The 14349-nt window shown below is 65.2% G+C and carries 10 protein-coding genes; 3 read left to right on the forward strand and 7 right to left on the reverse strand.

All coding sequences use genetic code 11. The features are described from left to right. Positions 1-52 precede the first annotated feature (52 nt). A complete protein-coding gene (locus ABWP22_RS11805) occupies positions 53-2377 on the forward strand; it encodes an ATP-dependent helicase (RefSeq protein ID WP_353200173.1) in 2325 nt (774 codons plus the stop codon). 311 nt (positions 2378-2688) lie between these two features. Here ABWP22_RS11805 and ABWP22_RS11810 read toward each other — a convergent pair whose 3' ends face one another. Then, positions 2689-3795 (reverse strand): hypothetical protein, encoded by a 1107-nt coding sequence (locus ABWP22_RS11810; protein ID WP_353200174.1) that lies wholly within the window; start codon positions 3793-3795, stop codon positions 2689-2691. Positions 3796-3989: 194 nt separating this feature from the next. After that, a complete protein-coding gene (locus ABWP22_RS11815) occupies positions 3990-4313 on the reverse strand; it encodes a hypothetical protein (RefSeq protein WP_353200175.1) in 324 nt (107 codons plus the stop codon). Between the two features lie 100 nt (positions 4314-4413). On the opposite strand from ABWP22_RS11815, the gene ABWP22_RS11820 reads away from it, so the two are divergent. After that, positions 4414-5664: an MFS transporter gene (locus tag ABWP22_RS11820; protein ID WP_353200176.1), complete on the forward strand. Its 1251-nt coding sequence runs from the start codon at positions 4414-4416 to the stop codon at positions 5662-5664. An 82-nt stretch (positions 5665-5746) separates the two neighbouring features. Further along, positions 5747-6667: a cysteine synthase A gene (gene cysK / locus ABWP22_RS11825; protein WP_353200177.1), complete on the forward strand. Its 921-nt coding sequence runs from the start codon at positions 5747-5749 to the stop codon at positions 6665-6667. Here cysK and ABWP22_RS11830 read toward each other — a convergent pair. The 5 genes from ABWP22_RS11830 to ABWP22_RS11850 all read right to left on the reverse strand — a co-directional run bounded on the left by ABWP22_RS11830 (position 6631) and on the right by ABWP22_RS11850 (position 14348). Beyond that, positions 6631-7467, reverse strand: a complete 837-nt coding sequence (locus ABWP22_RS11830) for a metallophosphoesterase (RefSeq protein ID WP_353200178.1) — start codon at positions 7465-7467, stop codon at positions 6631-6633. The genes cysK and ABWP22_RS11830 overlap by 37 nt on opposite strands. 2 nt (positions 7468-7469) lie before the next feature. After that, the gene (locus tag ABWP22_RS11835) at positions 7470-8744 is read right to left on the reverse strand and encodes an NADH:flavin oxidoreductase/NADH oxidase family protein (protein WP_353200179.1); all 1275 of its coding nucleotides are present in this window, start codon (positions 8742-8744) and stop codon (positions 7470-7472) included. Positions 8745-8888: 144 nt separating this feature from the next. Further along, a complete protein-coding gene (locus ABWP22_RS11840; RefSeq protein WP_353200180.1) occupies positions 8889-11075 on the reverse strand; it encodes a 3-hydroxyacyl-CoA dehydrogenase NAD-binding domain-containing protein in 2187 nt (728 codons plus the stop codon). A 140-nt stretch (positions 11076-11215) separates the two neighbouring features. Continuing rightward, positions 11216-12427 carry an acetyl-CoA C-acetyltransferase gene (locus ABWP22_RS11845; protein WP_353200181.1) on the reverse strand — a complete coding sequence of 404 codons (1212 nt, stop codon included), beginning with the start codon at positions 12425-12427 and terminating at the stop codon, positions 11216-11218. A 130-nt stretch (positions 12428-12557) separates the two neighbouring features. Continuing rightward, positions 12558-14348: an acyl-CoA dehydrogenase C-terminal domain-containing protein gene (locus ABWP22_RS11850; protein WP_353200182.1), complete on the reverse strand. Its 1791-nt coding sequence runs from the start codon at positions 14346-14348 to the stop codon at positions 12558-12560. Position 14349: the final 1 nt, after the last annotated feature.

Genomic DNA, 14349 nt, shown 5'->3' on the forward strand with positions numbered 1-14349 from the left:
GGCAACGCAAATCGGCTTGGCAGGCGGGCGTTTGTTCCATACTTGTTCGCAGATGCTGCCCGTCGTGACTCCCGATTCCCCCGCTTCTGCGGTGCCGCCCTGGCTGGCCGGCCTGAACGCGCCGCAGCGCGAGGCGGTGACCACCACCGAAGGCCCGGTGCTGATCCTGGCCGGCGCCGGAACCGGCAAGACCAAGGCGCTGACCGCACGGCTGGCGCACATATTGTTCAGCCGGCTGGCGTTCCCTTCCCAGGTTTTGGCCGTCACCTTCACCAACAAGGCGGCACGCGAGATGCGCCACCGCACCGAAATGCTGCTTGGGAACATGGCGGAGGGCCTGCCGTGGCTGGGCACGTTCCATGCGCTGTCGGCCAAGATGCTGCGCCGCAACGCCGCGCTGGTCGGCCTGACCGCGGATTTCACCATTCTCGATACCGACGATCAATTGCGTCTGCTGAAACAGGTGATTGCCGAAGCCAATATTGATGACAAGCGCTGGCCGGCCAAGCAGCTCGCCAGCCTGATCGACCGCTGGAAAAACAAGGGGCTGGGGCCGGACAGCGTGCCGGCCGGCGAAAGCCATGGCTATGCCGACGGGAAAGGCGCGGCGCTCTATGCGCGCTATCAGCAGCGGCTGGCCGGCCTCAACGCCTGCGATTTCGGCGATCTGCTGCTGCACATGCTGAGCATCTTTCGCCGGCACCCCGATGTGCTGGCCGAATGGCAGCGGCGATTCCGTTATGTGATGGTCGATGAATATCAGGATACCAACAGCGCCCAGCACCAGTGGCTGACCGCGCTGGTCGGCGCGCACCGCAATATCGCCTGCGTCGGCGACGATGACCAGTCGATCTACAGCTGGCGCGGCGCCGAGGTGAGCAACATCCTGCAGTTCGACCGGGATTTCCCCGGCGCGCGGATGATCCGGCTGGAACAGAATTACCGATCGACGCCGCACATATTGGGTGCCGCCAACGCGCTGATCGCCCACAACAGCGGCCGGCTCGGCAAGGCGCTGTTCACTGCGCACGATATTGGTGAGCGTGTGCAGGTGACGAGCGTGTGGGACGGGCCGGAGGAAGCGCGGCTGATCGGCGACGAGGCCGAGAGATTGGCGCGCGAAGGCGGATCCCTGAACGGCATGGCGATCCTGGTGCGCGCGCAGTTCCAGACGCGGCTGTTCGAGGATCGCTTCATCAGCATCGGCCTGCCCTATCGCATCGTCGGCGGTTTCCGGTTTTATGAGCGCGCCGAAATCCGCGATGCGCTGGCCTATCTGCGGCTGGTGGCGCAGCCCGACGATGCGCTGGCGTTCGAGCGCATCGTCAACGTGCCGAAGCGCGGGCTGGGCGACAAGGCGATGGCGACCATGCACGGCGCAGCGCGCGCGATGAATGTGTCGCTGCCGCGCGCGGCGCTGGCGCTGTGCGAGGCGGACGGCCTGACCCCGGCGGCGCGGCGGGCGCTGAAAGCCTTCTTCGCCGATGTCGCGCATTGGCGCGAGCAGGCCGGCAATGTCGGCCACGCCGAGCTGACCGAGATGGTGCTGGAGGAATCGGGCTATGTCGCCATGCTGCAGGCCGAGAAATCCACCGAAGCCGATGGCCGCATCGATAACCTCAAGGAACTGGTGCGCGCGATGGGCGATTATCCGTCGCTGACCAGCTTCCTCGAACATGTCGCGCTGGTGATGGACAATGAAAGCGCCGCCGATGGCGAGAAGATCACCATCATGACGCTGCACGCCGCCAAGGGCCTGGAATATGACCAGGTGTTCCTGCCCGGCTGGGAAGAAGGCGTCTTCCCCAGCCAGCGCGCCATGGACGAAGGCGGCACCAGCGCCTTGGAGGAAGAACGCCGGCTGGCCTATGTCGGCATCACCCGCGCGCGAAAACGCGCCCATATCATCAACGCCGCCAACCGGCAGGTCTATGGCCAATGGACCGCCGCCCTGCCCAGCCGCTTCATCGCCGAACTGCCCGAAGCCCATGTCGAAACCCGCTCGACGCTCTCCGGCGGCCCCAGCCTGTGGCGCGCGGCGCTGGAAGGCGGCGACCCCTTCGCCGATGTGCAGCGCGGCACCGGGCGCGGCCCGGGCTGGGACCGCGCCAAGAGCCAGGCTGGTGGTTGGGCCGCGGGCGGGACTCGCGATTTCGGCCCACGCAATCCCCCACCCCGCGAACAAAGCTGGCGCGAAGCCCGCGTCAGCGCCGTCGCCCTCACGCCCGCACCGGGCTATCGCCGGGGCACGAAAGTGTTCCACGCCAAGTTCGGCGAAGGCGTGGTGTTCCATGTCGATGGCAACAAGCTGGAAATCGACTTCCCGGCGGCGGGGCGCAAGCGGGTGCTAGATTCGTTCGTGTCGGTGGTGTGCTAACGATTGTGCCGCGATTGAAGCGGCCGGAAAAGCGACGCTGCTGCCGCGCCTTGAACGCGTCAAGCCGGCAAGACTGGTCCTGACACGGAAACTTCGACAGGCACGCCATCCAATTCCAGGGGAACCACAGCTCGGTCGGCATCGCTAAGCACCGTTACGCGCACGAGATGGCAATCAGGCGCGCTGCGTCCCAGCCCGATGCTCGTTACGCGGCGATCACCGCCATAGCGCGCAGTCAGTTTTTTCTTTGCCGCACGAGCATCTTCACGAGTCACGGTTTGCATGGACATCCCCATTGTAGTGCAACCGATTTAGCCAAGCCATAGTTCCGCATCCAGTTCTTGCAAAACAAGGCTGAACGGATTCATGAAGGTCAGCCCGAACCCGGTCGGGCCACCAGCCTCTGACACGGCGAACACCAGACCAACCGCTTTTCCATCAACGGTAGTGGCAATCGACCCACTGTCACCCCGTTTGGCAAAGGCCGCATTACCGGAATATGCGGAAATTTGACCATCAAACCGGCACAGCATCGGGCGTTGCGGCGTGCCATAATCGACAATGACATTATCGACCTCCGTGGCCCAAACGCTTCCGAACGTCACCCCGGTCGTGCGTCCCACCTTTACAATTTCAATCGCGTCATCGACCTCATCGAGCACAGAAGTTGGCTGCACGCCTGAACGTCCGGATGCCGGCACACAGGGCAATGGATTGGCGACAACACCCGCCGCCATTGTTGCCACCGCGCAGTCCACGGCATTGATGCGATTTTGGTCCAGCAATGGTATATAATGATAGAGGTGGCCAATCACATCTGCCGGATTCGCCCCGCCATCCGCCTTTCCGGGCTGAAGAATGGCATCACCCGCCTGGGCCCGATTGGAATTTGCGAACACGTGATTGTTGGACAGCATCATCATGCCACCTTGTGTCCGCATCCTTACATAGCCGCCAAGCGTGCCCGCTGTTACCTGCCGATGACCAGCCGAGCAGCCAGGCGCCACAGGGCGATACCGAGCTGGAACCCAAAACGAGGCGCGCTGGATTGGCCCAGTGTAAACAAAGCGTGCCTCACCCTTGGCCAGCTTTATGGCCTTCTCGACAACTGGGTGATCACGTAGACGCTTTCTTTGACCAAAGATGAGCAACTGCTTGCCGGCTCGATTAGTGGCGCGCTCCTCGGCTTCATCGGATGAACCGATTCCAAGTGCGAGGTAGCGCGTTGGGTCAGCGAGAGCAGCTTGCGATATGATGCCATGGTTGCTGCGTGTCGCCCGCATGAAGCTTGGCATCGCCGCAGCGGTCGCGCTGCTTGCAATTTGCTCACCGAACCCAAAAGCTTTTTGAAAAATTTCTGCCTTTGCGTTCCTTACGCCATCCAAGTTCATGACTGCTCCACCAACATCTTTCATCATCAGTAACAGACGTAACGTAAACTTCAAACCCCCTCAACTTGGGTTTGCACGTTTAATGGCTGGTATTGGGAAGCATTCGAAAAAATGCAGCAGTCTGAATGTCGCGCCCGCACAGAGCAGAGCTCTACTTGAGAAGAAACAGGCAGGCCTTTGGTGTCCGAAGTGACGAGCACTGCTTGGCTCGCCCTCCCCGCTCAGCGATCCGGCGTGTAGCGCCCGCCGACAAGAAAGCTCACCCAACTGCGCATGATCCCTGCCGTGCCGAACATCAGCCCCACCGCCGCCAGCGCGATGCTCTGCCCCAGCGACCAGTGCAGATAATCCTGCGCAAAGAAGAACGCCCCGGCGACGGCAAAGGCGTTGAAGCCGCCGAACCACGAAAGCACCATCGCCACCAGCGCCCACGGCCAGCCGAAGCGATCGGCCCAGCCGGCCCAGGCCACCAGCATCTGCGCCGCGCCGACGCTGGCCAGCGCGAGCGCGAGGACAAGGCCAGGAAGCTGCCGCACGTTGTTCATGACCCTTGATCGTTACCAATGCAACGCCGGCCGCGCAAATCGTCGGCGGCCACCATATTGGCATTGATGCCTTGCCAAACGCTTTCTATGCCGGTGCATCGTGATCGCGCTGCCCGCCCCCTTTCAAATCCGCGATTATCGCGCCTTCTGGGCATCGCGCTTCCTCGCCACGGTGGCCGGCATGATGCTGGTGATCGTGATCGGCTGGCAAGTGTACGATATCGCCCGCGAAACGATGAGCCGCGATGATGCCGCCTTCCTGCTCGGCATGATCGGGCTGGCGCAGTTCCTGCCCTTGTTCTGCCTGGCGCTGGTGGTGGGCGTGATCGCGGATCGGATGGACCGGCGTTATATCGCGCGCGCCGCGGTGGCGCTGGAAATTGGCTGTGCCGCCGTGCTGGGCGGGTTGGCGCTGGCCGGGGACATGCCGATGGTGGCGCTGTTCGTCGTGGCGGCGCTGCTGGGGGTGGCGCGCGCCTTTCAGGGGCCGTCGATGGCGGCACTTGCCCCCAATCTGGTGCCGCGCGAGCTGCTGCCGCAAGCCATCGCGCTGAACAGCATCAGTTGGCAATCGGGTGCGGTGATCGGGCCGCCGCTGGGCGCCTTCCTCTATGCTGTCTCGCCAGCCACGCCCTATCTGGTGGCGGCGGTGCTGTTCACGCTCACCTTCATCTGCCTGATGATCATCCGGCCGGTGCCGATGCCGCCGCCGGCCACCGTGACCCCGTGGCGCAGCGTGATGGAGGGTATCAATTTCGTGCGCCACAACCCCGTGGTGCTGGGCGCGATCAGCCTCGATCTGTTTGCGGTGCTGCTCGGCGGCGCGACGGCGATGCTCCCCGTTTATGCGCGCGATGTGCTGATGGTCGGCGTGGAGGGCCTGGGGCCGCTGCGCGCCGCGCCGGCGCTGGGGGCGGCGATCACCGCGCTGATCCTCGCCACCAGGCCGCTGCGCCGCAATGTCGGCCCGGTGATGTTCCTGTGCGTCGGCGTGTTTGGCCTCGCCACCGTGGTGTTCGGCCTGTCGACCAGTTTCCCGCTGTCGATCGCGGCGCTGGTGGTGCTGGGCGCGGCCGACATGATGAGCGTGTTCGTGCGCGGCAGCCTGATCCAGTTGCACACGCCCGATGACATGCGCGGGCGCGTGTCCAGCGTGTCAGGGCTGTTCATTTCGGCCAGCAACGAGCTTGGCGAGCTCGAATCCGGGCTGGCGGCGCGCTTCCTCGGCGCGGTGCCGGCGGTGGTGGCCGGCGGCATCGGTGCAGTGATCGTGACGTTGCTGTGGGCGTGGCGTTTTCCGGAACTGCGCACCGCCGATCGGTTCGAGGGGCCGGCGGACAAGCCGCGCTGAACGCAGCCCAAGATTATCGGCGTTGGCGCGGGCGGCGCTGGGCTTTAGGATGGCCCGGCAACAACCGAAAAGGCGCCCGCGCATGAAGGCTGACTCAATCCTCCACACCATCGGCAACACGCCGCATGTGCGCGTCGGCCGCTTGTTTCCCGATGCCGAAGTGTGGATCAAATCCGAACGCAGCAACCCCGGCGGTTCGATCAAGGATCGCATCGGCCTTGCCATGATCGCGGCCGCCGAAGCCGATGGCCGGTTGCAGCCGGGCGGCGTCATCGTCGAGCCGACCAGCGGCAACACCGGCATCGGCCTGGCCATGGCGGCGGCGGTGAAGGGGTACAAGCTGATCCTGGTGATGCCCGAATCCATGTCGATCGAGCGGCGGCGGCTGATGCTGGCCTATGGCGCGACCTTCGATCTGACACCGCGCGAAAAGGGCATGAACGGCGCCATCGCCCGCGCCACCGAAATCGTCGCGACGACGCCGGGTGCCTGGATGCCGCAACAATTTGAGAACCCGGCCAATATCGATGTGCATGTGCGCACCACCGCCGAGGAGATTTTCGCCGATTTCGCCGACACGCCCATCGATGCCATCATCACCGGCGTGGGCACCGGCGGGCATATCACCGGCGTGGCGCGCGCGTTGAAACCGCGCTGGCCGAAGCTGAAGATCTACGCGGTGGAGCCAGCCGCCAGCCCGGTGATTTCCGGTGGTTCGCCCAGCCCGCACCCGATCCAGGGCATCGGCGCCGGCTTCATCCCGAAGAATCTCGATGTGGCGCTGCTGGATGGCGTGGTGCAGGTGGACGCCGCCGATGCCAAGGCCTGGGCGCTGCGATCGGCGACGCAGGAAGCCATGCTGGTCGGCATCTCGTCCGGCGCCACGCTGGCCGCCATCGCCATCAAGTTGAAGGAATTGCCGGCGGGGTCGCGGGTGCTGGGGTTCAATTATGACACCGGCGAGCGTTATCTTTCGGTGCCGGAATTCCTGCCCGGTGGCTGACCACCGGCCGGCACGAGTTCGATCACGACAATTTCGGGCGGCACGCCGATGCGGATCGGCAAGAAGGTGGTGCCCAGTCCGGCCGACACGACCATCTGCTGACCGCGCGCATTGCTGAAAACGCCGCGCCGGTGCGCTTCGTAATAGGGCGGCAGGCGCGGCAGGCCGAAGACGCGGATCTGGCCGCCATGGGTGTGCCCGGCCAGCAGCAACGCCACATTCGCCGGCAGCGCGCGGAAAAAATCCGGTTCATGGGCGATGGCAATCACCGGCTTGGCGGGATTGGCGCGGCCGGCGGCGCGGTGCAGGCCCGCCACCGGATCGGTGCCAAGGATCATGTCGTCGGCACCCACCAGTTGCACCGGGCCAAGATCGACGGACGCGCTGGCGAGCAGGTTCAGGCCAAAGCGCCGCATCACCCAGCGCGTCCAATAGGGTTCATCATGGTTGCCGGGCACGTTCCACACGCCCAGCGGCGCGCGCAGGGCGGTGAGCGGGCGCAGCGCATCTTCCAGCCGCATCGGCGGATTCCAGAACTTGCTGGCGTGGAAATCGCCGGTGATCACCACGGCATCGCCGTGCAGCGCGTTCACACGGCCCACGATCCGCGCAATGCGCACCTCCGGCATGTCCCACGGGCTGCCGTGAATGTCGGACAGGTGAACGATGCGCAGCGGCCGGCCCAGGCCTGGCAGGGCAACGCGATAATGGACGACGATCGGATCCTGGATCGCGCCCAGATAGCCGATCCATGTCAACACCAGGCCGACCAGCGCCAGCCATCGCATACGGCGCCACATGATCAGAGCCGGGCCTTGTTCTCACGCTGTTCGGCAAGGAATGCCTTGAACGGGTTCAGTTTTTCCGCTGCGCCACCGATGGCGAGCCGGCGCAGTTGCTGATAATACCAGGCCTGGGCAGCAAAGCCGTTGAGCGTGCGCACCAGCTTGACCGGTGACGCCGGCCCGAGCCAGCGCCCGGTCCACCAGGGACCGATGGTCAGATTGTCCTCGAACCGCGGCAATTCTTCCGACGCACCGGCCAGCAGATCGGCGACACAGTCCGGTTCGGCGCACAGCGGCCGGCCGACGCCGATCAGGCTGATGCCGCTGGCCACCGCATCTTCCATCGCCGCCAGGCTGCGAAAGCCGCCGGTGACCATCAGTGGAGGGGTCTTGGCGGCGAGCAGGGCTTTGGCAAGTTGCACGAAATAGGCTTCGCGGGCGCGGGTGGATTGTTGTTTGGGTTCCTCACGCGGGGTCAGGCCGTCCATGTCCATCATCGCCGGCTGTTCATAGGTGCCGCCCGACAATTCCAGGCAATCGACTTGGCTGTCGGCCAGCCAGCCGGCGACGGTCAGGCAATCGTCGAAGCCAAAGCCGCCCTTCTGGAAATCGGCGCTGTTCAATTTGACCGCGACGGTGAAATCGGTGCCGACCGCGGCGCGCACCGCCTTCACGGTTTCCAGCAGGAAGCGGGCGCGGTTTTCGAGGCTGCCACCCCAGGCGTCGGTGCGAATATTGGCGAGCGGGGACAGGAACTGGCTGAGCAGATAGCCGTGCGCGGCGTGGATCTGCACGCCGGTGAAGCCGGCTTCGCGCGCCACAGTGGCGACATGGGCGAAGCGATCGATCAGATCGAGAATCTCGCGTTCCGTGAGCGGCACCGGCGTGCCGAACTGCCCACCGGGCAGCGCCAGCGCGACGGCGCTGGGGGCCTTGGGGTGCGGATTGACGATCTTCTGGGTCTGGCGGCCGGCATGGCTGATCTGCACCCAGGCCTGGGTGCCATGTTCGGTGCTGGCGGCGGCCCAGCGTGCCCAGGCCGCCTTGGCATCGGCGGACAGCGGCCCATCGACAACGACATTGCCCGGCCGTTCGAGATGCTGGCGATCAATCTGCACATTGCCGGTCAGCAGCAGGCCGCAGCCCCCTGCAGCCCAGCGGCGGTAGAGCGCTTCATGGGCAGCACAAGGCAGGCCATCCTTGCCGGCCAGCCCCTCGGTCATCGCCGCCTTGGCGATGCGGTTGTTGAGGCGCTGGCCGTTGGGCAGCGTGAAGGGCGCGGAGACGGACATGCCCGCAACGTGCCGTGGCTGGGCCAAGGGTGCAAGCGACCAATGCTCCCCTCCCGCTTGCGGGAGGGGTTGGGGGTGGGTTTTCGCAGCAGGACCAGGCTGGGAGGCCCATCCGCCCCTCCCGCAAGCGGGAGGGGCGGATGGCTACGCCGCCCGTTTCGCCGCCATGCCGTAGAAGCTCTCCCCAGCCGCCGCCATGTCGCGCAGCAACTGCGGCGGCGCAAAGCGGGCGCCGTGGGCTTGCGCCAGCCGGTCCAGCGTGGCCACGACCTTGGCGATGCCCACCGTGTCCATATGGCTGAACGGCCCGCCGGTGAACGGCGCAAAGCCCCAGCCGAAGATGGCGCCCAGATCGCCATCCTGCGGGGTTTCCAGCACGCCTTCGGCAAAGCAGCGCGCGCATTCGACAAGCTGGCGATAGAGCAGGCGCTCCTTCACCTCGGCCGGCGTGGGCTGCTGTTCGGCGAGGCCGCCGGCGACTGTTGCCGACAGTTCGGGCCACAGATATTTCTTGCCGCCTTCGGGATAGACATAGAAGCCCTTGGCATTCTTGCGGCCCTGGCGGCCAAGATCGTGCATTTTCGTGATCACACCGTCGGCCGGGCCGGCGACATAGGCATCGCCCAGATCGGCGCGGGTCTGCTGGCCGACCTTGTACGACAGATCGAGCCCGACTTCATCGTTCACCGCCAGCGGGCCGACCGGCATGCCCATCTGCTTGCCGATATTCTCGATCAGCGCCGGGGTCGTGCCTTCACCGAGCAACGACAGGCCTTCCTGCACATAGGTGCCGAAGCAGCGCGAGGTGTAGAAGCCGCGGCTGTCATTCACCACGATCGGCGTCTTGCGGATGGCGGCGACATAATCCAGCGCCTTGGCGATGGCCGCCGGGCCGGTTTCCTTGCCGACGATGATTTCCACCAGCGGCATTTTCTCCACCGGGGAGAAGAAGTGGATGCCGATGAAATTCGCCGGCTTGCTCCATGCCTTGGCCAGGCCGGTGATCGGCAGGGTCGAGGTGTTGGAACCGAAGATGACATCCGGGCCAACGACGGCTTCGGTGGCCTTGGTCACATCGGCCTTGATCTCGCGGGTTTCGAACACCGCTTCGATGATCAGGTCACAGCCGGCCAGATCGGCATAGTCGGCGGTGGGGTGGATGCGATCGAGAATGGCCTGCGCCTTGTCAGCCGGCATCTTCTTCTTGGCCAGCCGGTCGGCGGTATATTGCTTGCCCTTTTCGGCGGCGGCCAGATCACGATCGAGCAGCACCACCTCGATGCCGGCCTGTGCCGTCACCATGGCGACGCCGGCACCCATCAGGCCGGCGCCGAGCATGGCGATCTTCTTCGTCGGCATCGGCGGCATGCCGGCCGGGCGGCGCGCGCCCTTTTCGGCGGCCTGCTTGGAAACGAACAGGCTGCGGATCATGTTGCCGGCCTGCGGGTCGGCCACCACCTTGGCAAAATATTTGCTCTCGATGCGGATGGCGAGGTCCATCGGCACCTGCAGGCCTTCATAAACCGCGGACAGGATCGCCTTGGGCGCGTTCATGTTGTCGCCGGCATTCACATGCGTCATCGCGGTGCCGCCAACGAACATCTGCGCGAAATTCGGATTGAGCGCCGTGGCGGGCCCGCCGGGCATCTTGAAATTCTTGGTGTCCCACGGCTGCACGCCGCCCTTGGGATTGGCCTTCACCCAGGCGCGCGCGCGTTCGACGATGTCGGCGGCGGGCGCGATTTCCTGCACCACGCCAAAGCCGAGCGCTTCCTGCGGGGACATGTTCTTGCCCTGCAGCAGATACATCAAGGCGGGTTGGATGCCCATCAGGCGCGGCAGCCGCTGGGTGCCGCCGGCCCCTGGGAACAGGCCGACCATGATTTCCGGCAGGCCCAGCGTGATCTTCGGATTGTCGGCAATGACGCGATAATGGCAGGCGAGGATGAATTCGAGGCCACCGCCCAGTGCCAGGCCGTTCACCGCGGCCGCCACCGGCTTGCCGCAGGTTTCCAGATCGCGCAGCAATTTGTTGAGGCCGAACACGCCATCGAACAGCGCGGCCATCTTGCTCTTGCCTTCGGGGAGCTTCGCCCCGCCGCCGAACAGCGCGCCCATGCCCTTCAGGTCCGCGCCGGCCATGAAGCCGCTGGGCTTGCCGCTGGTGAGCACGGCGCCCTTGACGGCGTCATCGGTTTTCAGCCGTTCGATGGCGGCGGCCAGATCGGCCTGCACTTCGGGCGTGATGACGTTCATCGATTGGCCGGGCACGTCGATGGTGAGCAGGAGGATGCCGTCGGCATCGAGTTCGGAACGGATGGCGGTGGTCATTTGGGGTTTCCCTCTACTGGCTCCCCTCCCGCTTGCGGGAGGGGCTGGGGGTGGGAATGGTCGTCGATTGTGGAGCTGGTGCGGGCGGCAAGGCCCACCCCTGGCCCCTCCCGCAAGCGGGAGGGGAGAATTGGGGGCGGTTACAGCCGCTCGATGATCGTGCCGGTGCCCATGCCGGCACCCACGCACAGGTTGATCAGCGCGGTGCCCTTGCCGGTGCGTTCCAGCTCATCGAGCACGGTGCCCAGGATCATTGCGCCGGTGGCACCCAGCGGGTGGCCCATGGCAATGGCGCCGCCGTTCACGTTGATCTTGTCATGGCTGATGTTGAACGCCTGCATGTAGCGCAGCACCACCGACGCGAACGCCTCGTTCAGTTCGAACAGGTCGATATCGTCCTTGGTCATGCCGGCGCGGGCCAGCACCTTGGCGGCGACGAATTCCGGCCCGGTCAGCATGATCATCGGTTCGCTGCCGATGCTGGCCATGGCGCGGATGCGGGCGCGCGGCTTCAGGCCATATTTCTCACCCATGGCCTTGTTGCCGATCAGGATGGCGGATGCGCCATCGACGATGCCGGACGAATTGCCACCGTGGTGGACGTGATCGATCTTCTCGACCTCCGGATAGCGCATCAGCGCGATGGCATCGAAGCCCGGCATCTGTTCGCCCATCACCTGGAAGGCCGGGGCAAGGCCGCCAAGCGACTGCATGTCGGTCTGCGGACGCATATGTTCATCGTGGGCGAGCACGACTTCGCCGATGACGTCGCGCACCGGCACGATCGAGCCCTTGAAGCGGCCTTCCGCCCAGGCCTGCGCCGCGCGGCGCTGCGATTCCATGGCGTAAGCGTCCACATCGGCACGGCTGAAGCCATATTTGGTGGCGATCAGATCGGCACCGATGCCCTGCGGCGCGAAATAGGTTTTCCAGGCCACGGCCGGGTCCATCGCCCAGGCGGCGCCGTCGCTGCCCATCGGCACGCGGGACATCGATTCGACGCCGCCACCGATGGCGAACATCGCTTCACCGGTCATCACCTTGGCGGCGGCCATGTTGGTGGCTTCCAGGCCGGACGCGCAGAACCGGTTGATCTGCACGCCCGCCGTGGTTTCGGCATAATCGGCGTTCAGCACCGCGACGCGGGCGATGTCGCTGCCCTGCTCACCCACCGGCGAGACGCAGCCCAGCACGACATCATCGACATCGGCGGTATCGATGCCAGTGCGGTCGCGCACCGCCTGCAACACCTGGGTGGCGAGCTGGATCGGCGTGATCTCGTGCAGCTTGCCGTCCTTGCGGCCCTTGCCGCGCGGGGTGCGGACGGCGTCGTAGATATAGGCTTCGGTCATCTTTTCTTCCCTTCTTCGCTCCCCTCCCGCTTGCGGGAGGGGCTGGGGGTGGGTCTTCAATTTGCGGGGGCGGTGCTTGTGGGAAGGCCCACCCCCAACCCCTCCCGCACGCGGGAGGGGAGCAGTTTGGTCAAAACATCTCGGCCGGCATTGCCATTACGGTTTCGGCCCCCGCCTCCAGCTGCGCGCGCAGGCCGGACGTCTCCGGCAGCACGCGCGCCGCGAAGAAACGGGCGGTGGTGAGCTTGGCCTGCATGAAATCCGGATCAGCAGCGCCGGCATCCAGCGCGGCCAGCGCAGCGCCGGCCATTTTCAGCCACATATGGCCCAGCGCGACATGGCCCATCATCCGCATGAAGGCCGTCGCACCCGCGCCGGCATTGTCCGGGTTGGTCATGCCATTCTGCAGCAACCACAAGATACCCGCCTGCACATCACCAAGCGCAGCCGACAGCGGCGCTGTGATGAAGGCCAGCCGCTCATCCGTGGCCGCGGCAATGTCGCCGCCGACCTGGCCCAGCCACGCCTGCGTGCCGCGGCCGCCCTTGGCGCCAAGCTTGCGCCCCACAAGATCGAGCGCCTGGATGCCGTTGGTGCCTTCATAGATCATGGCGATGCGGGCATCGCGGACGAACTGATCCATGCCCCATTCGGCGATATAGCCATGGCCGCCCAGCACCTGCTGGCAATTGGTGGCCACTTCATAACCGCGATCGGTGCCATAGCCCTTGATCACCGGCGTCAACAGGCTGATCAGATCATCGGCCAGTTCGCGGGCCTCAGGCTCTGGTGATTTGCGGGCGAGATCGACGCGGATGGCGCTCCACAACACCAGCGCACGCATCCCCTCGGTATAGGAACGCGCATCCATCAGCATGCGACGCACATCGGGGTGGACGATGATCGGATCGGCCTTGCCATCCGGATTCTTCGCACCCGTCAGGCTGCGGCCCTGCTGGCGGTTCTTCGCGTAATCCACGGCGTTCTGATAGGCGGCATCGGCCTGCGCCAGGCCCTGGATGCCCACGCCCAGCCGTGCCGCGTTCATCATGATGAACATGGCGGCCAGGCCCTTCATCTCCTCACCCAGCAGATAGCCGGTGGCGCCATCATAGTTCATCACGCAGGTGGCGTTGGCGTGGATGCCCATCTTGTGTTCGATGCTGCCGCACGAAACGCCATTGCGCGCGCCCAGGCTGCCATCGTCACCCACCATGAATTTCGGCACCAGAAACAGGCTGATGCCCTTCACGCTGTCCGGCGCGCCCGGCGTCTTGGCCAGCACGAGGTGGATGATGTTTTCCGACAGATCATGTTCGCCGGCCGAAATGAAGATCTTGGTGCCGGTGATCGACCAACGGCCATCGGCCTGCGGTTCGGCGCGGGTGCGGATCAGGCCGAGGTCCGTGCCGCACTGCGGCTCGGTCAGGTTCATCGTGCCGGTCCAGCGGCCGTGCACCATCGGCGGCAAATATTTGGCCTTCTGCTCCGGCGTGCCGACCACGTCGATGGCGGCCTGCGCGCCTTCGGACAAGCCGGGATACATGCCGAACGCCATGTTGCTGGCGGCGATATATTCCTGCAGCACGGCGCCGATGGTGTAGGGCAGGCCCTGGCCGCCGTGATGTTCGTCGGCGATCAGACCACCCCAGCCGCCATCACAGAATTGCTGGTAAGCATCACGGAACCCGTCCGGCGCGGTGACGCTGCCATCGGGATGGCGGGTGCAGCCCTGCCGGTCCCCGGGCAGGTTGAGCGGGGCGAGCACTTCCGAACAGAATTTGCCGCCTTCATTCAGCACGGCCTCGACCAGATCCGGCGACACGCTGGCAAAGCCGGGCACATTGCCGTGGTGATAGAGGCCGGCAACGGCATCGAGCACGAACAGCGTGTCTTTCACAGGCGCGGTATAACGCGGCATG

The sequence above is a fragment of the Sandarakinorhabdus sp. genome, assembly GCF_040398665.1.
Lineage (GTDB): Bacteria > Pseudomonadota > Alphaproteobacteria > Sphingomonadales > Sphingomonadaceae > Sandarakinorhabdus.

Coding starts and splice junctions, on each gene's coding strand:
- ABWP22_RS11805 (WP_353200173.1), top strand. CDS start 53: ATGCTGCCCGTCGTGACTCCCGATTCCCCCGCTTCTGCGGTGCCGCCC.
- ABWP22_RS11810 (WP_353200174.1), bottom strand. CDS start 3,795: ATGATGAAAGATGTTGGTGGAGCAGTCATGAACTTGGATGGCGTAAGG.
- ABWP22_RS11815 (WP_353200175.1), bottom strand. CDS start 4,313: ATGAACAACGTGCGGCAGCTTCCTGGCCTTGTCCTCGCGCTCGCGCTG.
- cysK (WP_353200177.1), top strand. CDS start 5,747: ATGAAGGCTGACTCAATCCTCCACACCATCGGCAACACGCCGCATGTG.
- ABWP22_RS11830 (WP_353200178.1), bottom strand. CDS start 7,467: ATGTGGCGCCGTATGCGATGGCTGGCGCTGGTCGGCCTGGTGTTGACA.
- ABWP22_RS11835 (WP_353200179.1), bottom strand. CDS start 8,744: ATGTCCGTCTCCGCGCCCTTCACGCTGCCCAACGGCCAGCGCCTCAAC.
- ABWP22_RS11840 (WP_353200180.1), bottom strand. CDS start 11,075: ATGACCACCGCCATCCGTTCCGAACTCGATGCCGACGGCATCCTCCTG.
- ABWP22_RS11845 (WP_353200181.1), bottom strand. CDS start 12,427: ATGACCGAAGCCTATATCTACGACGCCGTCCGCACCCCGCGCGGCAAG.
- ABWP22_RS11850 (WP_353200182.1), bottom strand. CDS start 14,348: ATGCCGCGTTATACCGCGCCTGTGAAAGACACGCTGTTCGTGCTCGAT.